The 20,461-nt window shown below is 73.1% G+C and carries 16 protein-coding genes; 7 read left to right on the top strand and 9 right to left on the bottom strand.

Translation table 11 applies throughout. From position 1 onward, the window contains the following. Positions 1-8: 8 nt before the first annotated feature. From ACIRRS_RS04850 to ACIRRS_RS04840, 3 genes are read right to left on the bottom strand one after another with little or no spacing between them, the layout of a single operon-like run. Positions 9-596, bottom strand: coding sequence for a histidine phosphatase family protein (locus tag ACIRRS_RS04850; RefSeq protein WP_402965065.1), 588 nt, complete (start codon positions 594-596; stop codon positions 9-11). A 13-nt stretch (positions 597-609) separates the two neighbouring features. Next, the gene (locus tag ACIRRS_RS04845; RefSeq protein WP_402965063.1) at positions 610-2,112 is read right to left on the bottom strand and encodes a pyruvate, phosphate dikinase; all 1,503 of its coding nucleotides are present in this window, start codon (positions 2,110-2,112) and stop codon (positions 610-612) included. Beyond that, positions 2,109-2,705 (bottom strand): transcriptional regulator, encoded by a 597-nt coding sequence (locus ACIRRS_RS04840; protein ID WP_402965060.1) that lies wholly within the window; start codon positions 2,703-2,705, stop codon positions 2,109-2,111. The genes ACIRRS_RS04845 and ACIRRS_RS04840 overlap by 4 nt, the downstream gene beginning before the upstream one ends. 298 nt (positions 2,706-3,003) lie before the next feature. Here ACIRRS_RS04840 and ACIRRS_RS04835 point away from each other — a divergent pair, with 298 nt between their 5' ends. Together ACIRRS_RS04835 and ACIRRS_RS04830 are read left to right on the top strand one after the other, a co-directional pair. After that, on the top strand, positions 3,004-3,231 hold the full coding sequence (locus ACIRRS_RS04835) for a DUF6269 family protein (protein ID WP_402965057.1): 228 nt from the start codon (positions 3,004-3,006) through the stop codon (positions 3,229-3,231). A gap of 96 nt (positions 3,232-3,327) precedes the next feature. Then, on the top strand, positions 3,328-3,519 hold the full coding sequence (locus ACIRRS_RS04830; protein ID WP_402965054.1) for a hypothetical protein: 192 nt from the start codon (positions 3,328-3,330) through the stop codon (positions 3,517-3,519). Positions 3,520-3,628: 109 nt separating this feature from the next. Here the strand turns inward: ACIRRS_RS04830 and ACIRRS_RS04825 are convergent, their stop codons facing one another. Both ACIRRS_RS04825 and ACIRRS_RS04820 read right to left on the bottom strand, forming a co-directional pair. After that, positions 3,629-4,423 carry a TrmB family transcriptional regulator sugar-binding domain-containing protein gene (locus tag ACIRRS_RS04825; RefSeq protein ID WP_402965052.1) on the bottom strand — a complete coding sequence of 265 codons (795 nt, stop codon included), beginning with the start codon at positions 4,421-4,423 and terminating at the stop codon, positions 3,629-3,631. Further along, entirely contained in the window at positions 4,404-5,138 is a 735-nt protein-coding gene (locus tag ACIRRS_RS04820; RefSeq protein WP_402965049.1) for a LuxR C-terminal-related transcriptional regulator, read from the bottom strand. Before ACIRRS_RS04820 ends, ACIRRS_RS04825 begins: the two co-directional genes overlap by 20 nt. A gap of 674 nt (positions 5,139-5,812) precedes the next feature. Here ACIRRS_RS04820 and ACIRRS_RS04815 point away from each other — a divergent pair. The 4 genes from ACIRRS_RS04815 (at position 5,813) to ACIRRS_RS04800 (ending at position 10,388) form a co-directional block, all read left to right on the top strand. Beyond that, positions 5,813-8,599 carry an AMP-binding protein gene (locus tag ACIRRS_RS04815; protein ID WP_402965047.1) on the top strand — a complete coding sequence of 929 codons (2,787 nt, stop codon included), beginning with the start codon at positions 5,813-5,815 and terminating at the stop codon, positions 8,597-8,599. Next, positions 8,596-9,564, top strand: coding sequence for an NAD-dependent epimerase/dehydratase family protein (locus ACIRRS_RS04810; protein ID WP_402965044.1), 969 nt, complete (start codon positions 8,596-8,598; stop codon positions 9,562-9,564). The genes ACIRRS_RS04815 and ACIRRS_RS04810 overlap by 4 nt, the downstream gene beginning before the upstream one ends. Continuing rightward, positions 9,561-10,001, top strand: a complete 441-nt coding sequence (locus tag ACIRRS_RS04805; protein ID WP_402965041.1) for a nuclear transport factor 2 family protein — start codon at positions 9,561-9,563, stop codon at positions 9,999-10,001. Before ACIRRS_RS04810 ends, ACIRRS_RS04805 begins: the two co-directional genes overlap by 4 nt. A gap of 231 nt (positions 10,002-10,232) precedes the next feature. After that, entirely contained in the window at positions 10,233-10,388 is a 156-nt protein-coding gene (locus ACIRRS_RS04800) for a hypothetical protein (RefSeq protein ID WP_402965038.1), read from the top strand. Between the two features lie 100 nt (positions 10,389-10,488). Here ACIRRS_RS04800 and ACIRRS_RS04795 read toward each other — a convergent pair whose 3' ends face one another. From ACIRRS_RS04795 to ACIRRS_RS04780, 4 genes are all read right to left on the bottom strand, one after another. Next, positions 10,489-12,414: a BTAD domain-containing putative transcriptional regulator gene (locus tag ACIRRS_RS04795; protein WP_402965036.1), complete on the bottom strand. Its 1,926-nt coding sequence runs from the start codon at positions 12,412-12,414 to the stop codon at positions 10,489-10,491. A 361-nt stretch (positions 12,415-12,775) separates the two neighbouring features. Then, positions 12,776-15,829: an AfsR/SARP family transcriptional regulator gene (locus tag ACIRRS_RS04790; protein WP_402965033.1), complete on the bottom strand. Its 3,054-nt coding sequence runs from the start codon at positions 15,827-15,829 to the stop codon at positions 12,776-12,778. 103 nt (positions 15,830-15,932) lie between these two features. After that, complete coding sequence (locus ACIRRS_RS04785) at positions 15,933-16,121, bottom strand: acyl-CoA carboxylase epsilon subunit (RefSeq protein WP_402965030.1); 189 nt, start codon at positions 16,119-16,121, stop codon at positions 15,933-15,935. After that, positions 16,118-17,659 carry an acyl-CoA carboxylase subunit beta gene (locus ACIRRS_RS04780; protein WP_402965488.1) on the bottom strand — a complete coding sequence of 514 codons (1,542 nt, stop codon included), beginning with the start codon at positions 17,657-17,659 and terminating at the stop codon, positions 16,118-16,120. The genes ACIRRS_RS04785 and ACIRRS_RS04780 overlap by 4 nt, the downstream gene beginning before the upstream one ends. Before the next feature lie 324 nt (positions 17,660-17,983). Here ACIRRS_RS04780 and ACIRRS_RS04775 point away from each other — a divergent pair, with 324 nt between their 5' ends. After that, complete coding sequence (locus ACIRRS_RS04775) at positions 17,984-20,134, top strand: MMPL family transporter (protein WP_402965028.1); 2,151 nt, start codon at positions 17,984-17,986, stop codon at positions 20,132-20,134. Positions 20,135-20,461 lie beyond the last annotated feature (327 nt).

Here is a 20,461-nt window from a genome sequence, read left to right as displayed (position 1 = left end):
GACGGGCCTTAGGGCCGGGTACCGGCTCCGAAGCCCGTCCAGCGCAGGTCGGCGGGGAGGTGGCCCATGTCGTTGTACAGCAGGACCGTCGGGAAGTCGCCGTCGCGGTACTCGATCACGGTGAGCGCCGCGTTCCCGCAGTTCAGCCCGAGCCAGCGCGCCGGCGGCGCGCCGAGGGCGTCGCGGACGAGCCAGGCCACCTGGTAGGCGTGGGTGACCAGGACCTCGTGGGTCTCGGTCTCGGCGGGGCGCGCGAACCTGGCGGTCAGGGCGTCGGCGGCGCGGCTCGCCTGCTCGGCCTCCTCGGCGCCGTAGCCGTCGAAGAACGCGGCCCAGGGCGGCGGCACGTCGGCCGGTACGTGCGGGATGTGGTCAACCAGCTCGGGTGCTTCGCGCACGGCGGCGTCCGGCAGGCGGGTGCCCACGATCCGCGCGCAGTACACGGCCCGGGGCAGGGGCGAGTGCCAGACCGTGTCGATCGGGAGCCCGGCCAGGCGCTCGCCGACCAGCTCCGACTGCTGCTCCCCGGCCTCGGTCAGGGTGCCGACGGGGTCGGCCGCCCCGTGCCGTACGAGGTACACGTGCCGAGTCGCCATGGTCGGTCTCCGTTCAGCGGATGCGCAGGGCGGTGTGGGCCGCTTCGAGGCGCCCGGCCTCGTCGCGGGCGGAGGGGTCGCCGGAGGCGTCGTCGGCCCAGGCGAGCAGGCGGTGGAGGTGTTCGTCGGCGGCGTCGGTGACGGTGTGTGGGCTGCCGAGGACGACGTCGCCGCTGGTGCCGTCGAGGGTGACGAGCGTGCCCTCGGGGAGGGTGCGGCCCCCGGCCGTCACCGAGCCGGTGTCGACGGTGAGCCCGGCGACGCCCACGACGGCGGGCTTGCCCATGGCGCGGGCGACGACCGCCGCGTGGCTGGCGGGCCCGCCGCGCGCGGTGACGATGCCGGTGGCGGCGGCGAGGCCGCGCAGGTCGCCCGGCGAGGTCTCCGGCCGGACCAGGACGACCGGCCCGGACCGGGCCATCCACACCGCGCCGTCCGCCGTGGTCGCGATCCTGCCCGTGGCCACCCCGGGGCACGCGCCGATCCCCCGCGCCAGGTGGTCGGCCTCCACCGTGGAGGCGATGCGCGGGGTGCGGACGAGCCGCAGGTGGGCGGGAGAGACCCGCAGCAGCGCCTCCTCCCGTCCGATGAGCCCCTCGTCGACGAGTTCGACGGCGACGCGCACGGCCGCGCCCCCCGTGAACCGGCCGGGCCGGACCTGGAGGAGCCACAACTCCCCGGACTCGACGGTGAATTCGACGTAGCAGGCGTCACGAAGATGCCCCTCGATCCGCCGCAGCGCGTCGACCAGTCCGGCCCACACCTCCGGCTCGCGTTGGGCGAGTTCGCGCAGGGGGCGGGTCGTCGCCCGCCCTGAGACGACGTCCTCGCCCTGGTGGCCGAACAGGACGTCACCGTACGGGAGTTGTTCGCCGGTGTTGGGGTTGCGACTGAACGCGACGCCGCTGCCGCTGCGTTCGTCGCGGTTGCCGAAGACCATGCGCTGAACGACCACGGCCGTGCCCAGGTCGTGCGGGATGCCGTTCAACTCCCGGTAGGCGTGCGCCCGGGGCGTCTCCCAGGAGGAGAAGACGGCCTCGACCGCCCGCACGAGCTGCCCGGCGGCGTCCTCCGGGACGGACGCTTGAGCAGTCGCGGAGGCGAAGCTCGCCAGGAAGCCCCGCCGCGCGTCCAGCGCGAACCGGCGGTCGCCGGTCTCAGCGGCCAGACCCTCGGTCGCCCCGGCCGTGAGGCCCAGATTGAGGACCGTGGTCATCATGCCGGGCATCGAGACGCCCGCCCCGGAGCGCACGGACACCGCCAACGGCCTGTCCGGCCCCCCGAAGACCCGCCCGGTCGAGCGCTCCAGGTCGGCCACGGCCGACGCCAGCTCCTCCCCCAGCCCCTCGGGGAGGCGCCCCTCCCGCAGGAACGCGCGGCAGGCCTCCGCCGTGACCACGAACCCCTCCGGCACCGGCAGCCCGAGGCGGTGCAGTTCGACCAGGCCGAGCGCCTTGCCGCCCAGGGTCTGCGCCGTCCCCTCCGTCGCGGCGCAGACCCTCCGAATCCACCTCATCGCGCCAGCCCGAGCGTGGCCAGCAGGTCCTCGTGCAGCTCCGCCCACACCACGTGGTACGAGCCGGTGCCGTCGGCCACATACGCCAACTCCCCTGCCGCCGCCCGCTCCAGGGCCCCGGCGAGGCGGACCCGGTAGCGGCCGAACCGGGGCAGGGCGGCGGACAGCTCGGCGCAGACCACGGCGGCACGCCCGTCCAGGTCCGCGAACCGGGCGAGCACCTGCGCGTCGTAGCCGGGGTCACCGTGGTCGTTCACGCTCAACACCCCGCCCACGGACCGCAGTTGCCAGGCCGTGCAGAGGTCGAGCAGCTCCGGGTTGAGGACGAGGAACCGCTCGTACGCCGCCGTCACCCGCCCACGGGCCCCGGCCGACTCCAGCTCGGCCGCGATCCGTTCGGCGTCCGCCGCACGCCCGGCCTCCGTCAGGCCCCACACCGGCATCCCGCCGGACAGCCGGGTGACCAGGCCACCGGCCCCGAGGTCGATCAGCTCGGACTCGGCCTCCGCCTCGTCGAGCCCCGTGATCGCACCGAGCCGCGCGACGCCGACGGCGCCCGCGCAGCGCAGGGCGTGCAGGACCAGCAGGGACATGGGCGCTCCTTCCGTGAATGCCATGAGGCTCCCATGTTCACGTCATTCGGATACCATCGTCATCCGGATGACAGCCGTATCATGACACACCGGGAGCGGAAGGGACCACGAGGGCGAGACCGACCCGCGGGCAGCAGCGGCTCCACGGCCGCACCGGGCCCTGGAGAGTTGATCCATCCCAGCAGGTTGCCGGACCGAATCTGTACAGGTCCGCTAAAGGCGCTGTATAGGCCGGTTGCCGATAATGGTCCGGACGGGGGTCACACCAGGGACAAGTGCCGTATTCGCTGGAGGAGTTATGGACAAGGACCGGCTCGACCCCGTTCGCATCCCGCACCCGCTCTCCGTCCTGGCCCAGATCGAGCAGGACTACGAGGCGGAGGAGACGGCCCACCTCCTGGCCAGTGACACGCCGTGGGGCGAGATCCTCGCCGCGTACATCGACGTCCTGACCGAGGCGGTCACCTCCCAGGCCGAAGGCCCCGAGCCCGGTGAGCAGGCGGAAAAGCCGGGCGGCGGCCTGTGAAAGAGAATCGAAACGGCCTCCAAAGCACGCGTCCGTAGCGTTCTCGGCATCAGGGGAGCCGGCTCGGAACCTCCCCGACCGTCCGAGGAGGACCCCGTGAACCGCACCGTGATCGTGGCCACGACCCGCGCCCGGCTCTCCCACTGGGTCACCCGCGCCGCCCTGCTCTTCGCCGTCGCCGGCGCCACGGCCGTCGCGCTCCCGGCCGGTGGCGCCGACGCGCACCACGCCGCCGCGCCGGCGGCCGTCACCGGGGCCGCCCTCATGGCCGACGACCCGTGGGTGTGACGCGCCCCGGCCCTACGGACCCGTACGCGCGACCGGCCGGAACCCGACCGTCCCTCAAGGACCTCGCGAGGAGTCTCCCAGCGGGCCGGAGGCCGCTACAACGACGTTGTCAGGAAGGTGCCGACCGGCCCGGTCCGGCCGCCCTGAGCCGGGGCGGCTCGGAGGGCAGCAGGCCGAGCTCCGCCGCGCGGACCCCCGCCTGGAAGCGGGAGCTGGCCCCCAGCAGGGTCATGATCTCGGCGACGTAGCGCCGGTAGGTCCGCACCGAGATGGCGAGGTCGCGGGCGGCGACCTCGTCGGTGACGCCCGCGCGCAGCATGCCCAGGATCTGGCGCGCGAAGGCGGCCCGGGCGCGGTCGCCGAAGACGATGCGCTCGCCGGCGGGCAGGGAGCTCCGCCAGACGTTGTCGAAGAGGATGTGCAGGGTGTGGATCACCTCGGGCACCCGGATCACCGCGGCCCGCCGGTTGGCAGCGGTACCGGTGACCACGAGGGCCTCCTCCCGGTCGACCATGATCGCCTGCAGCGGGGGGACCCGCGCCACCCTGATCGCCACCGGGCGCGCCTTGTCGATCTGTTCCCGGACGAAGGCCTCGTCGAGCAGCTCGGGGGAGGCGAGCAGCTGGACGGGGACGGACGGGTCCGCCTTGTACACGATCCCCCGCTCGGAGCGCTCCAGCCGCTCCTCCTCCTGGACCCGCCGGGCGTGCACGATGTCGATGCTCAGCCGGGCCCCGGCGATCATCTCCTCCGCCGTGGCGAGGATCCTCTCGTACGGGCCGTCGATCGTGGTGATCTGCCGATCGGTGGAGTAGCGGTCGCGGTTCATCGCGACCGTCGACTCGATCAGCGCGCTCACCCCGAGCAGCGCCTCCTCCAGGTCGTCAACGGCCCGGTCCGACACGTGTCCCCGCCTCTCCGTCGCCCGACCCGGACAGTCCGCGCGGATCCCGGCCGCCGGTGAGCGGGCGGGGTCCGCCCGCTCGCGCCCGGCTCGACAGCATCCCCAGCTCGACCGCCCTGACCCCCGCCTGGAAGCGCGAGTTGGCACCGAGTTCGCGCATGATCTCCGCGACGTGGCGGCGGTAGGTCCGCAGCGAGACGTTCAACTCCTGCGCGGCGACCTCGTCGGTGTGCCCCTCCCGGAGCATCTCCAGGACGCGCCGCGCCTGATCGCTGTCGAGGCGCGGGCTCAGGCTCAGGTGGTGGTCCAGCGGCCGGGCGCGCGACCACGCCCCCGCGAAGAGCAGGTCGAGGGCGCGCACCACGACGGGGTCGTTGACGGTCACGGCGTCCCCGGTTCCGGAACGGACCAGCGCGCCGCCGCCGTCGACGATCAGCACCTCGCGCAGACCGGTCTCGGACACCCTCACTTCGATCTGTGGCAGGTTCTGGTCAGCGAGCAGGTCGCCGACGCCTTCGGCCGCCGCACCCACGCAGAGCACCCGCACCACGGGGCCGGACCGACCCGGTTCCTCCTTCGGCAGACGGCTGAGCACCCGGCGCGCCTCGGCGGCGAACTTCCCGTCCGCGACGAGCGCCAGGCCCACCGAGCGGCGGGCACCGGCGATCAACTGCTCCATGGTCTCGCCGACCACCTCGGCGTCGGTGCGGGACACCGGCGCCGGCCCGTCGCTGCGCCGGCGGTGCAGTGAGACCGTCGATTCGATCAGCGCCCTGGCTTGTAGCAGGCTCTCCTCGACGCGCTCCGCGTGTATTTTCGGAAGTTCGGCTCCCGATCCGGTCGATAAAGTCCTGACTCCCACTCTTCACAGCCCCCGATGATCCATCCCGTGGGTATCCGTTGCGCACGCTTCGGCGATGCCGCAAACACCTGCCGTCCGAAGTGGATTGACGTCCTCCGGCAGGAGGCGCGCGAACGGGACAAAGACCGATCTCACCCTAGTTCGACGCTGATGATCAGTCAACGAGGCCCCGTCCGCCCCGATACATGCCCATAGCAGAGCAGTGCCACGACGTTTCACCGCTTCGCGATCACGACAGCAAGATGCCGATCATCGGCCCATCCGGCATGCCCGCCCTCCGCTTCCGGTACCCGCGGCTACGCGGCCGTCACCGGCCGTAGCACTTGCGCGGCTCTTCAGGCCAGACCCCGTCCCGCCAGGCGGGACTCCCCGTTACGTTCGACCCACGTTCGACTGCGACGCCCCACCACCACCAGGAGCCTCACGCCTTCCCCACTCAATGGTTCACCGCCCGCCCGGCCGGCCCGGGCGCGCGCCTTCTCCCTGCTCTCGACCACCGGCACCAAGCGTCACGCCCAGGAGAAACCATGCCAAAACCCCCCGAGACCATCGTCGATCTGCTCCTAGGAGCCGCCGAGCGGCAGCCCCGCAACGGCCTTCGTTACTGCACCGGCGCTTCCGGCGCCGGCCACCGCGACCAGAGCCACGTCGAACTGCTGCGGGAGGCGGGCCGGTTACTGGTCGGCCTGCGGGCCCGCGGACTGCGGCCGCGGGACAGGATCGTCCTGCTGCTGGAGGACCAGGCGGAGTTCCTCACCGCGTTCTGGGCCGCCCAGCTCGGCGGCTTCGTTCCGTGCCCGATGACGCCCCTGCGCACCGACCGGGCCCGGTGGGCGGCCCAGCTCGCCCACGTGGACGCGCTGCTGGACGGGCCGCTGGTGCTCACCGATGCGGCGCTGGCGGCCGAACTGCCCCCGGTGGACGGCCTGGCGGTGGCCACCGTCGACGCCCTGTACGAGGGCGGCGAGGGCCACGAGGGCTACGAGGCCCCCGACAGCCCCGCCGACGAGCCGCACCGGGCCGCGCCGGAGGACCTCGCGGTCCTCGTGCTCACCTCCGGTTCGACCGGGAACTCCAAGGCGGTCGAGCTCAGCCACGCCAACCTGCTCGCGTCCATGGCCGGGAAGAACGGGTACCACCGGCTCACCCAGGAGGACACCACCCTCAACTGGGTCTCCTTCGACCACGTCGCGGCGCTGCTGGAGTGCCACCTGCTGCCGCTGTCCGTCGGCTGCCGCCAGGTCCACGCCTCGGCCCAGGTCGTCCTCGGGGAGCCGCTGGAGTTCCTGCGGCTGGTCTCCGAGCACCGGGTGACCATGACGTTCACGCCCAACTTCCTGCTCGGAATGCTGAACTCCGCCGTCGACCGGATCCCGGAGGCAGGTCGTGAGCAGCTCGACCTGAGCCGGCTGCGGCACATCGTCAGCGGCGGCGAGGCGGTGGTCTGCGCGACCGGCCGCACCTTCCTGGAGCGGTACGAGCCGTTCGGCCTGGACCCCGCGTCGCTGTGGCCCGCCTTCGGCATGACCGAGACCTGCGCCGGGAGCATCTACTCGCTCGCCTTCCCGCACTTCGACGAGGGCCAGGAGTTCGCGAACCTGGGGGCCCCGGTGCCCGGGCTCCGGATCCGGGTCGCCGACGCGGACGACCGCGCACTGCCCGGGGGCGAGGTCGGCGAGCTCCAGCTGAACGGCCCGATGATCACCCGGGGCTACCACAACAACGAGGCGGCGACCCGGGACGCCTTCACCGCCGACGGCTGGTTCCGCAGCGGCGACCTCGGCCGGATCGACGAGGGCCGGCTCACCCTCGTCGGGCGCAGCAAGGACAGCGTCATCGTCAACGGCGTCAACTACTTCAGCCACGAACTCGAGACCGTGCTCGAACAGTTGGAGGGTGTCGGCCCCTCCTACGTCGCCGCGTTCCCCACCCGCCCGGCCGACAGCGACACCGAGCAGCTGGTGATCGCCTTCCACTGCCCGCTGCCCGAGGAGGACGAGGCGGGCCGCTACCGGGCGCTGGCCGCGATCCGCAGCACCACCGTGCTCACCTGGGGGTTCCGGCCCGCGCTGATCCTGCCGCTGCCGACGGACGCGTTCCCGAAGACCAGCCTGGGCAAGATCCAGCGGTCGCTGATGCGCAAGCGCCTGGAGGCCGGCGACTACGACCGGGAGCTGGGCGAGGTCGAGGAGTTGACGCGCCGTCGCCTCGGCGGGTACACCGCGCCGGAGGGCGAGACGGAACGGGTCCTCACGGAGATCTACGCCGAGCTGTTCGACACCGTCCCGGCCCGGATCAGCGCCACCGCCAGCTTCTTCGACCTGGGCGGCACGTCGCTGGACATCCTGCGGTTGCGCGGACAGGTGGTGGAGCGGCTGGGCCTACCGGACCTGCCGGTCATCACCGTCCTCACCGCACCGACCGTCCGCTCGCTCGCGAGCCGTCTCACACAGCGGCGGGGGCTGTGTGATCCGGCGTACGACCCGATCGTGCCGATGCAGGTGAGCGGGGACAAGACGCCGCTGTTCTGCGTCCACCCGGGGGTCGGCGAGGTGCTGGTCTTCGTCAACCTGGCCCAGTACTTCGTGGGTGACCGGCCGTTCTACGCCCTCCGGGCCCGGGGGTTCAACGAGGGCGAGAAGCCGTTCCGGACCTTCGAGGAGATGGTCGACACCTACGTGGCCGGGATCCGGGCCCGTCAGCCGCACGGCCCGTACGCGGTCGCCGGCTACTCCTTCGGCGCCGCGGTGGCCTTCGAGATCGCCAAGGTGCTGGAGGAGCAGGGCGAGCGGGTCGACTTCGTCGGCAGCTTCAACCTGCCGCCGCACATCAAGTACCGGATGGACGAGCTGGACTTCATCGAGACCGCCGTCAACCTGGCGTTCTTCATGGCGCTGATCGACAAGAAGCAGTCCCTCGAACTGCCGGAGCTGCTGCGGGGCCTGCCGCAGGAGGAGCAGCTGGCCCGCCTGCTGGCCCTGGCGCCACCGGCGCGGATCGGCGAACTCGACCTGGACCAGGAGAAGTTCGCCGCCTGGGCGGAGCTTGCCAACCGGCTGACGGACCTGGGCCAGTCGTACCGCCCGAGCGGCACGGTCCGCTCGATGACGGTCCTCTACGCCGACCCGCTGCGGGGCACGAAGGAGGACTGGCTGGCGAACGAGCTGCACCGCTGGGACGAGTTCACCGAGGGCGCCAACCGGTACGTGGAGGTGCCGGGCGAGCACTACACCCTGATGGGCCCGCAGCACGTGGCGGCCTTCCAGGCGACTCTGCGCAGGGAGCTGGACCGGGCGATGGGAGAAGGCCGATGAAGGGCGCGAAGATCCTGGTGACCGGCGGCACCGGTCAGGTCGCACGGCCGGTCGCGGAGGCGCTCGCCGAGGAGAACGACGTCTGGTGCATCGGCCGCTTCGGCACCCCGGGGGTGGCGGACGAGCTGCGGGCGCGGGGCGTCACGACCTGGCGGTGGGACATGGAGGACGACTCCGAGCACGCCTTCAAGGGCCTGCCCGAGGACTTCACCCACGTCGTCCACTCCGCGGTCCTGCGCGGCGAGGACGGCGACTTCAACCGGACGATCGACGTGAACACCACGGCCACCGGCCGGCTGATGGCGCACTGCCGCACCGCCGAGGCGTTCCTGTTCGTGTCGACCGGCGCGATGTACGCCCGGCAGACCCTCGATCACGCCTACACCGAGGACGATCCGGTGGACGGCGTCGCGGACTGGCTCCCCGCCTACCCGGTCGGCAAGATCGCGACCGAGGGGGCCGTCCGCGCCCTGGCCCGGGTGCTCGGCCTGCCGACCACCATCGCCCGGCTCAACATCGCCTACGGGCCGGGGGGTTACGGCGGAGTCCCGATGCTGTACTTCCAGCGGATGCTCTCCGGCCAGCCGATCCCGGTGCCGCTGGAGGGCCAGAACTGGTGCTCGCCGATCTACACCAGCGACATCGTCCGGCAGGTGCCCCGGCTGTGGGAGGCCGCCTCGGTGCCCGCGACCCTGGTCAACTGGGGCGGTGACGAGGCGGTCGGGATCACCGACTGCGTCCGCCACCTGGAGGAGCTGACCGGGGTGCCCGCCCGGCTGGTGCCGAGCGAGGTCACCCGGGAGACCTACCGTTTCGACCCCGCGCTGCGCCGCAAGCTGACCGGCCCGTGCGAGGTCGACTGGCGCGAGGGCATCCGCCTGACCCTCGCGGCCCTCCACCCCGATCGTCTGCGACCCGGTCACGCCGGGCCCGAGCAGGTCCAGCACCGAGGAGCCCGCGCATGACCAGAGAGAACACCCGGGAGGACGACCGGGAGAACAGCCGGGAGAACGACCCCCTGGCCGTCATCCACGCCGCGTACCGGGCCTTCCACGACCGGGACGTGCCCGCGCTGCTGGCGACCATGGACCCGGAGATCGAGTGGGTCCACCCCGAGGGCCTCTCCGAGTACGGACTGGGCGGCGTCAAGAACGGCCACCAGGGCGTGCTGGAGTTCCTGGCCAAGGTCCCGACCGTGTTGGGCGGCATGCGGCTCGAACCGCAGGAGTTCGTCCACTCGGGCGACCGCGTGGTGGTGTTCGGCGTCCGCGCCGTCACCGCGCTGAGCGGCCGCACCGAGACCCTGCCGTTCATCCACTCGTGGAGCATCCGTGACGGCCGGGCCGTCCGGATGGAGGACATGTTCGACACCCTCGTGTTCAGCCGACTGATCAACAGCTGAGTCCGGGCCTCCGGTTCGACCCGGGAGAGGTGCCCCCACCGGGGGCACCTCTCCCGGCGTTTCCGGGGGCGTCCTGCACATCCCCTGGGAAGCAGCCGCTCATAGAACTCCTATAGAACGGCCGTCGGAATGCGGCGGCGGACCGCAGAGAACTGATAGGGGCGCCATAGCCGCCGATCGGATCCTCTTCCCGTCACCAGGAAATCCACGGGACGGGGGCCGGAGGGCACCATGGAAACGACGACCACCGACATCGCCACGATCGAACCGACGATTCCGGATCACATCGACATCGAACTTCTTCTCAGCGACCCGGAGTTGCTGGTGTCGGCCGCGCCGATGCCGGTCCGCAGTCTGGACCTCGGCCACGCCGGTGGCTGCGGCTGACGGCGTCGGGCGACCGGACCGGCCGGGTCCCTTCCTCGCGGATCGCGGGGCAGGGGCCCGGCCGGTCGGGCCGGTCGGGCCGGTCGGGCTGAGGAGCGGCTCAGGCGACGAGGGCCGCGGCCGGGAGCTCCAGGGCGACCAGGCGGACCAACGACGCGATGCGGTACCGCAGTTCGGCCGGGTCGGGGTCGGCGGTCATCAGCCGGGCCCCGGTCAGCTGTTCCAGCACCTCCTCCGCCTCGTACGCGGACGAGCGGAGCAGCTCGGCGGCGTCCCCGGGGGTGACGCTGTCGACCCCGGCCCGGGCGATCGCCCCCAGGGCGGTGCGGGCGTCCGGGTGGAGTCGCGGCAGGTCGGCCGCCAGGCTGGCCCGGACGTCCAGGTCGCCGAGGCGCAGCTCGTCCAGCCGGTGCTCGGCCGGGGCGAGGCGGTCGGCCAGCCTGGCCGTCGTCCAGTGCGGGCGGGCGGCGAGCCGACCGGCGCAGATCCGCAGGGCGAGCGGCAGCCGGTCGCAGAGTTCGACGATCCGGGCGGTGGCCGCCGGGTCCGCGCTCACCCTCTCCCCGCCGGCGGCGGCGAGCAGCTGGTAGGCCTCCGGGAAGTCCAGTGCCCCGACCCGGAAGCGCCGGGCCCCTTCGATCGTGCCGAGCGCCGAGCGGCTGGTGACGACGGTACGGCTGCACGCGTCGGCGGTGAGCAGCGGGCGGACCGACCGTTCGTCCTCGGCGTTGTCCAGCACCACCAGGACCTTCCGCCCGGCCAGTCGGCTCCGGTAGAGGCGGACCAGCTCGTCCGTCGTGCCGGGGAGCCCGCGCCCGTCGGCCCCGAGGGCGCACAGGAAGCCGTGGAGCACCCGGGCCGGGTCGCGCGGGTGACCGTCGGGGCCGCGCAGGTCCGCGTGGAGCACGCCGTCGGGGAACGCCGCCCGGGCGAGGTGGGCGGCCTGGACGGCCAGCGCGGACTTCCCGCTCCCGGCGCCGCCGGTCAGCACGACCGGTCCGACGGGGGCCGCCGAGCCCGCCGGGGCGTCCTGCGGGGCCCCGACCAGGGCCTCCTGCAGCGCCGCCAGGTGGCGCTGCCGCCCGACGAAGTCGGCGGTCACGGGCGGCAGCATCGCCGGCAGGAGCCCCTCCCACGCTCCGGCGGGTTGGTCGGGCGGCGACTCGTCACCGGCCCGGCTCGGGACCGGGATCGCGGCGGGCGCCGTCGTCGGCCGCTCGGCGGCCGGGCCGGGCACGGTGCTGCACAGGACCTGCCGGTGCAGCTCGCGCAGCGTGGGGCCCGGGTGGACGCCCAGCTCCTCGTCGAGCAGCCGCCGCCCCTGCTCGTACACCTCCAGGGCGTCGCTCTGCCGGTCGCAGCGGTAGAGGGCGGTCATCAGCTGCCCGCGCACGCGCTCCCGGGTCGGGTGCTCGGCGACCAGCCGGCGCAGTTCGGGGACGGCCGCCCGGTGACCGCCCAGCGCGAGGTCCGCCTCGATGCGGTTCTCCAGGGCGGCGAGCCGGCTCTCCTCCAGCCCGGGCAGCTCCTTCTCGGCCAGCTGCTCGGTGACCCCGGTGAGCGGGGTGCCGCGCCAGTGCGCCAGCGCGGCGGAGAGCAGGTCGGCGGCGCGGGCGTACTCGCCGGCCTCCAGCGCCCGGCGGCCGAGGTCGGCGTCCCGGCGGAACTCGTGCAGGTCCACCCGGCCCGCGCCGATGTCCAGCCGGTAGCCGGGTGTGCGGCGGACGAGGTCGACCTGCGGGCCGAGGCGACTGCGCAGCCGCGAGGCGTAGGTGTGCAGCTGGGCGGTCCAGGTGGCCGGCGGATCCCACCCCCAGATCAGCGAGCTCAGCCGGTCGTCGGGGAGCAGTTGGCCGTCGGACAGCAGCAGGGCGGCCAGGACGGACCGCTGTTTGGCACCGTCCAGCCTGATCTCCCGGCCGTCGGCCACGGCCTCCACCGGCCCGAGGAGGCGGAACTCCAGGGCGGGTGCGGCCTGCCGGGCGGAAGGCTGCTCGACGGTGTCCGGGGCTTCGGCGTACGGCATGACACATCCTTTCCGTGCGGCTGACACTGCGATCGCACGAACGTACTGGGCCGCCCTTTCGCGGCTGTGTCGGTGGTGTGTGCGGCCCGGCCCGTCGCTGTGAAACGAAGACGAAAGACGATCAAAATCACCGCTCGTTACAGTCGACCGCGGACGGGGGCCCGAGCGAGACCGAGGCGAGACCGCGCCAGACCGCGCGAGACCGAGGAGAACCCATGACCACCCTGTACGGCGACGATCCCTGGACCCTCAGCCCGTCCGGCCGCACCGCCGGCTAGGAGCCGTCCTCGCACTTCCGTCCTCGCATCCCCGTCCTCGCACTCCCGTCGTCCCGCCCCGAGGTGGGCGGTTCGACGAGAGCTCAGGGCACGGCCTCCAGCAGCGCCCGGAGCCGTTCGGAGTCGAGCGCGCCGGCGCCCCGCACCTCCCGGTCGAGCCCGGCCACCCGCTCCAGCCACACCGGCGCGCCGAGCTCCTCGAACTGCCGCGCCGCGGCGGCGAGGAGGCCGGCCGCCGCCACCCGATCCCCCGTCAGGCCCGTCACGCAGGCGAGCAGGGTGCTGACCCGGGCCGCCAGGAAGCGGTCCGACACCCGGTCCGCGGAGGCCAGCGCCTCCCGCAGGACGCCGACGGCCTCGGCCGGCCGGTCCTGGCGCCACAGCGCCTCCCCGAGGCAGCGCAGCGAGTGCGCCTCGCCCCGCTGGTCCCCCGCGGCTCGCACCAGTTCCAGCGCCCGGCGGCTCGCCTCCTCGGCCCGCTTCCCCTCCCCCTGGCTGACCAGGACCTCGGCCAGCCGGACGGTGCTCTGCGCCTCGCCCCGGGTGGAGCCCAGTCGCAGGTTCACCGCGATGGCCTGCTCGGTGAGTTCGAGGCCGTTGCGCAGTTCGCCGTACTCCAGCTCGATCCGGGCCAGGATGCCGAGCACATGGGCCTCGGCGTAGTGGTCGCCGACCTCCCGGAAGCCGGCCAGGGAGCGGTAGCCCTCCTCCCGGGCGGCGGCCAGGTCGCCCCGGTTGCGCGCGTACAGGGCGAGGTTGCGCTGGACCAGGGCTACGCCGCGCCGCTCGCCCCGGTCGGCGAAGAGCCGCCGGGCCGGTCCGAGCCGGGCCCCCGCCTCCTCCCAGCGGGACTGGACGATCTCCAGGGTGCTGAGCGAGTGCAGCATGGCCGCCTCGCCGAGGGCGTCGCCGGCGGTCCGGGCGGCGGCCAGCGCGCGCTCGGCGCACTGGCGCCACTCCTGGGGGTAGTTGCGGTTCTGGAAGAGCGTGACGCTGGTCATCGTCAGGTCCCAGGCGAGCGCGGACTCGCCGTTCTCGGCCGCCTGGTCGACGCTGCTGACGATCGAGGCCCGCTCCTGCTCGAACCAGGCCATCGGGTCCTCCGTCAGGGCGCCGACCAGCTCCTCCGGGAGCCGGTAGCGCGGCCCGGGCCCGTGCACCACGGTGAAGTCGCCGCCGTAGATCCGCCGGTGCGCCTCCTCGGCGAGGAACAGCAGCCCGCCGAACACGCGGCGCTGCGCGTCGGCCCGGGCCTGCGGGGTCTCCTCCGTCAGCGCGCACTCCGCGGCGAACAGCCGGAGCAGGTCCTGGAAGCGGTAGCGGACCTGGCCGCTGCCGCGCTCGGCGAGGACTTCGAGCAGTTGGGCGTCGACCAGCTGCTCGATCAGGTCCTCGGCGTCCAGCGGGTCGACGTCCAGCAGGGCGGCGCCCATCCAGACCGAGAAGTCCGGCAGGTTCAGCAGGCCGAGCAGCCTGTACATCCGGGCCACGTCGGCGGGCAGTCCTCGGTAGCTGAGCCGGAAGCCGGCCCGCACCCCGCGCGAGCCCTCCCCGAGTTCGTCCAGCCGGCGGTGCTGGTCCTTCAGCCGGGCGACCAGCTGGCGCACCGTCCAGTGCGGCTTGCCGGCCAGCCGGGCCGCCGCGATGCGCAGGGCCAGCGGCAGGCCGTCGCAGAGCGCGCCGAGTTCGCGCACGCTCTCCGGGTCCGCCGACAGCCGCTCGCCGCCCACCACCCTGGTGACCAGCTCGGCCGCCTCGCCCTGGTCGAGCACGCCGAGCGGCAGGTGCAGGAAGTCGTGGTCGCCGGCCAGGCCCTCGACCGGGCCCCGACTGGAGACCAGGACGCAGTGCCGGCCGCTGCCCGGCAGCAGCCAGCGGATCTGCTCGTAGGAGCGGGCGTTGTCGAGGACCACCAGGACGCGGCGGCCGCCGAGTTCGCTGCGGAAGCGGTCGGCCCGCTCGACCTGGTCGGCGGGGATCTCCTCGGCCGGCACGCCGAGGGCGCGCAGGAAGCGGTCCAGGACGGCGTTCGGGGTGAGCGGCTCCTCGGAGTCGTCGTAGCCGCGCAGGTCCGCGAAGAGCTGGCCGTCGGGGAACCGCCCGGCGACCCGGTGGGCCCAGTGGCGGGCCAGCGCCGTCTTGCCGACCCCGCCGATCCCGGTGATCAGGCCGACCGGGAGCACCGAGCTGTCGCTGCGCTCGGCCAGCATCCGGTCCAGCGCGGCGAGTTCCGAGATCCGCCCGGTGAACGCGGCCACGTCGGCCGGGAGTTGGGCGGGGATCGCGGGGGCCACGACGACCTCGGCGGCCGGGCCGGGCACCGGCTCCTCGGCCGGCTCCTCGAGCGGCGCCGAGGGTGGCGGCGCGGGTGGCGGCGCGGTCAGCCAGGAATCGTCGGCGAGCACCGCGTCGTGCAGCTTCCGCAGCATCGGGCCGGGTTCGATCCCGAGCTCGTCGACGAACAGCCGCCGCGCCTCCCGGTAGGTCTCCAGCGCCTCGGCCCGCCGCCCGGACCGGTACTGGGCGAGCATCAGCTGCGCCCGGGCCTGCTCGCGCAGCCCGTTCTCCCTGATGAAGGAGGTGAGTTCGCCCACCAGTTCGCGGTGGCGTCCGAGATCGAGCCGGAGCCCGGCGTACTCCTCGTAGACGGCCAGTCGGAGCTCGCCGAGCCGGGCCGCCTCGGCCGCCACGCGGCCGCCGACCACACCCTCCATGGCGGGCCCCCGCCACAGGCCGAGGGCCTCGTCCAGCAGTTCGACGGCCTCGACGGCACGCCGCCGCCGCATCGTCTCCCGGGCGTGCGCCACCAGTTCCTCGAACTCGACCGCGTCGATCCTGTGCTCACCGGTCGCGAGCAGGTAGCCGGGGTGCACGGTGACGATCAGGTCGTCCTGACCGACGGCGGCCTTGAAGGTCTTGCGCAGAGCGGACACGCAGATCGCGATCTGGTTGACGAAGGTGGTCGGCGGCCGGCCCAGCCAGACGGCGTCGGCGAGGGCGTCCACCGAGACGACCCGGTTGGGGGAGAGCAGCAGCATGGAGAGGATGGTGCGCTGCCGCGCCCCGGAGAGCGGCACCGGCCGGCCGTCCACCCTGACGTCCAGGGGACCGAGAATCCGGAACACCACCTGGTGCATCAGCCGCCTCCCCTCGGCCGAGGCCGTACGTTCTCGAACCCACCACATCGCGTCGTTGGTACCAGTCGGGCCGCCGCGGACCAAGCGACCCTGCAGGAAGCTGTCACGCCCGGCCCGGTCGTGGGCGGGACGCGGCGCGCTCCCAGCGAGCCGCGCTCACGGCGCGCCCGGCCTGGGCCGGGGCGGCCGGGGGCCGGCGGGCCACCAGCGCCAGGACCGCGGCCAGGGCGGCCACCTCGTCGGCGGTCGGGCTCCCGCGCAGCACCTGCAGCAGCGGGTCGGGCGCGGTCACTGCGGCGGGTTCCCGTGCTTGCGGGACGGCAGCAGCGCGTGCTTGGTGGACAGCATCTCCAGCGCGGCGATGAGCGTCGCACGGGTCTCGGCCGGGTCGATGACGTCGTCCACGAGGCCGCGCTCGGCCGCGTAGTACGGGTGCATCAGCTCGGCGGTGTACTCCTTCACCAGCTGGGCGCGCGTGGCGTCCGGGTCCTCGGCGCCGTTGATCTCGCGGCGGAAGATCACGTTGGCCGCGCCCTCGGCTCCCATGACGGCGATCTCGTTGGTCGGCCACGCGTAGGAGAGGTCGGCGCCGATCGAGCGGGAGTCCATCACGATGTACGCGCCGCCGTAGGCCTTGCGCAGGATCAGCGAGATGCGCGGCACGGTGGCGTTGCAGTACGCGTACAGCAGCTTGGCGCCGTGGCGGATGATGCCGCCGTGCTCCTGGTCGACGCCGGGCAGGAAGCCGGGGACGTCGACCAGCGTGACGATCGGGATGTTGAAGGCGTCGCAGAACTGCACGAAGCCGGCGGCCTTCTCCGAGGAGTGGATGTCCAACACCCCGGCCAGCGACTGCGGTTGGCTGGCCACCACCCCGACCAGCCTGCCGCCGAGCCTGGCCAGCACGCAGAGCACGTTGGTGGCCCAGCGCTCGTGGACCTCCAGGTACTCGCCGTGGTCGACGATCTCCTCGATCACCTTGCGCATGTCGTACGGGCGGTTGCCGTCGACCGGGACGAGCGACAGCAGGCTGCCGTTGCGGCGGTCGGCCGGGTCGTCGGTGACGACGACGGGCGGCATCTCGCGGTTGTTCTGCGGGAGCAGCGAGAGGAGGAAGCGGACCTCCTCGATGCAGGACTGCTCGTCGTCGTGGACGAAGTGGGAGACGCCGGAGACGCCCGCGTGGACGTCGGCGCCGCCGAGGCCGTTCTGGGTGATCTTCTCGCCGGTCACGGCCTGGACGACGTCCGGGCCGGTGATGAACATCTGCGAGGTCTCGCGGACCATGAACACGAAGTCGGTCAGCGCGGGCGAGTACGCGGCGCCGCCGGCGCAGGGGCCGAGCATCACCGAGATCTGCGGGATGACGCCGGAGGCCCTGGTGTTGCGCTGGAAGATGCCGCCGTAGCCGGCCAGGGCGGTGACGCCCTCCTGGATGCGCGCGCCGGCACCGTCGTTGAGCGAGACCAGGGGCGCGCCGGCCGCGATGGCCATGTCCATGATCTTGTGGATCTTCTGCGCGTGGGCCTCGCCCAGCGCCCCGCCGAAGATCCGGAAGTCGTGGGCGTAGGTGAAGACGGTCCGGCCGTGGACGGTGCCCCAGCCGACGATCACACCGTCGGTGTGCGGCTTCTTGGCCTCCAGGCCGAAGCCCTGGGCGCGGTGGCGGCGCAGCGGCTCCAGCTCGTGGAAGGTCCCGGGGTCGAAGAGCAGGTCGATCCGCTCACGGGCCGTCAGTTTGCCCTTGGCGTGCTGGGCCTCGGTGGCCCGAAGGTCCCCGGAACGGACGTCGGCCCGCAGGCCCCGGAGCTCCTCGACCCGGTCACGCATGGTGGCCGCGGTGGGCACGGTACCCGGCACCGGTCATCCCCCCTCTGAACGCTCGACGGTGGATCGACGGTAGGCAGCGCCCGACCCGGCCCGCCACGATCCGCCCCCGGACCGTCCGCAAGCTGAACCGCCCACGACGGACGGACGGAACGATCCGGGCGCAGTGGCCACAAGCTGCCACGGAGCGGGTGGGAACGAGGGCGACGGTGCGATGCTGCAGCCTCACCCTCTGCGATCGCGGACTCCGGTCGCGCACCATCCATCGGTTCGGATCGCCCGCCCGGCACCACCCTGATGTCGGGGCTTCGAAGTTCAAGGAGTGTCATGTTCACAAAGATCGGGCGGTTCGTCGTCCGCAGGCCGTGGCTGGTCGTCGCGGCCTGGCTGGTCGCGGCGGTCGCGCTGAGCGCGCTCGCGCCCCAGCTCAAGTCGACCACCGACCAGGCCGAGTTCCTGCCCTCGCACTACGAGTCGGTCCAGGTCACCGACGTGCAGAAGCGCGCCTTCCCCGGGCCCGACCAGCCCGCCGCGATCGCCGTCTTCCAGCGCACCGACGGCGCCGCGCTCACCGACGGCGACAAGACCGACATGGCGAAGGTCGCCGCCGGCCTGGAGGCCAAGCACTACACCCACCTCAACAAGGTCCTGACCGACCCCAACGCCCTCTCCCCCGACGGGAAGATCGGCCTGGCGAACATCTACGCCGACACCAAGGACGTCTTCGGCGATCCCGTCATCAACGACGTCAAGCAGTTGCGGACGGACGCCAAGGACCTCCTGAACGGCACCGCCCTCAAGCTCGGAGTCACCGGCTCGGCCGCCACCGCGCTGGACTCCAAGGAGTCCGGCAACAACACCGACGGCATGATCATGATGGCGACCCTGCTGCTGATCATCATCCTGCTCGGCGTCATCTTCCGCAGCCCGCTGATCGCGCTGCTGCCGGCGCTCGTGATCCTGGTGGTCTACCTGACCGCCACCGGGCTGATCTCCACCGCCAGCTCCGCCTTCGGCCTGACCGCCGACTCCTCCGTGTCGACCATGCTGATCGTGGTCCTGTTCGGCGTCGGCACCGACTACCTGCTCTTCCTGCTCTTCCGCTACCGCGAGTTCCTGCGGGCCGGGATGGAGCCGCGCCCCGCGATGGCCGAGGCCGTCGCCCGCGTCGGCGAGACCATCGCCTCCGCCGCCGGCGCCGTGGTGGTGGCCTTCCTCGCGCTGACCCTGTCCACCATGGGCATGCTGCGCGCCATGGGCCCCTCGCTCGCCATCGCGGTCGCGGTCAGCATGGTCGCCGGCGTCACGCTGGTGCCGGCCGTGTTCGCCCTGCTCGGCCGGGCCGCGTTCTGGCCCTCCAAGGCCTGGAAGCGCGAGCCGAAGAACGCCCTGGCCCAGAAGGTCGGCGGCCTGACGGCCCGCCGTCCGGGGCTGGTCGCGGCGGTCTCCGGCGGGCTGCTGGTGGTGCTCTCGGTCGGCGCCCTCGGGTTCAAGGCCGACTTCGACAGCGGTAGTTCGCTGCCGAAGACGCTGGAGTCCGTGCAGGCGATGGACACCCTGCAGAGCGCCTTCTCGGCCGGCCAGGCCGACCCGACGCTGGTGTTCCTGGAGAACACCGACGGGGGCAAGGTGCCCGCCGATCAGCTGTCCGCCTACCGGGACAAGCTCGCCGGCATCGAGGGCGTCGCCCAGGTCTCCCCCGCCGTGCCGTCGGCCGACGGCACCGTCGCCCGGTACAGCGTCTCGCTCAAGTACAAGCCGTCCGAGGAGAAGGCGATCGACCTGGTCGACGGCGACCTCCGCGACCGGGCGCACGCCGCGGCGCCCTCCGGCACCCGCGCCCTGGTCGGCGGCACCACCGCCGTCCTCGCGGACATCCGCACCGCCGTCGAGCACGACTACTCGGTGGTCTTCCCGGTCGCCGGCCTGGCCATCATGCTGATCCTCGGCCTGCTGCTGCGCAGCGCGGTCGCGCCCTGGTTCCTGATGATCTCGGTCGGCCTCGGCTTCGCCGGAACCATCGGTGCCACGGTCTGGCTCTTCCAGGACGTCAAGGGTGCCAACGGTGTCCTGTTCAGCCTGCCGATCCTGGTCTACCTCTTCGTGGTCGCGATCGGCACCGACTACAACATCCTGATGGTCGCCCGACTGCGCGAGGAGATCCGGGAGGGCAACGACCCCCGGGAGGCGATCAAGCACGCGGTGGCCCGGTCCGCGCCGACCATGGGCGCCGCGGCGCTCATCCTGGCCGGCACCTTCGGCGTCCTGATGCTCGCGGACAACTCGATGTTCCAGCAGATGGGCTTCGCGGTGGCCTTCGGCATCCTGCTCACCGCCTTCGTCATGGCGCTGTTCCTCGTTCCCGCGATCACCACGCTGCTCGGCCGCCGGGCCTGGTGGCCGGGGCTGAAGGACCAGGCGCCGGCCCCGGCCGGCGAGGAGCCCGTCCTGGTGGGCAGCGGTCCCACCGCGGGCTGACCTGCGTCGGCGACGGCGAAGGGGCCGCCGGGTCGGATTCCGACCCGGCGGCCCCTTCGCGTCAACAGGCCCCAGGAGAGGCGGCGTTCACGGGGTGCGGTGCCCGACCACTCCCACCGGGGCGGCCCGGGCCGGGAGGCCCGGTGGATCGGACAGCCACGTCACGGGCGTCCGCCGCGTACGAGTCCGGCAGTTCCCGGATTGCACCGGCCGATCAGCGACCCGCCGACCGGCCGCGCCGCAGCCGGTCCCTGCGTCCGACACCGGGGACCACCCGCTCCCCCTGGCCGGCCGCCCACCACCCGCCGGGGGACAGACGTCAGGCCC

The organism is Kitasatospora sp. NPDC101183 (genome assembly GCF_044767945.1).
Taxonomy (GTDB): Bacteria; Actinomycetota; Actinomycetes; order Streptomycetales; family Streptomycetaceae; genus Kitasatospora.
This window is presented reverse-complemented; position numbering and strand designations above follow the sequence as displayed.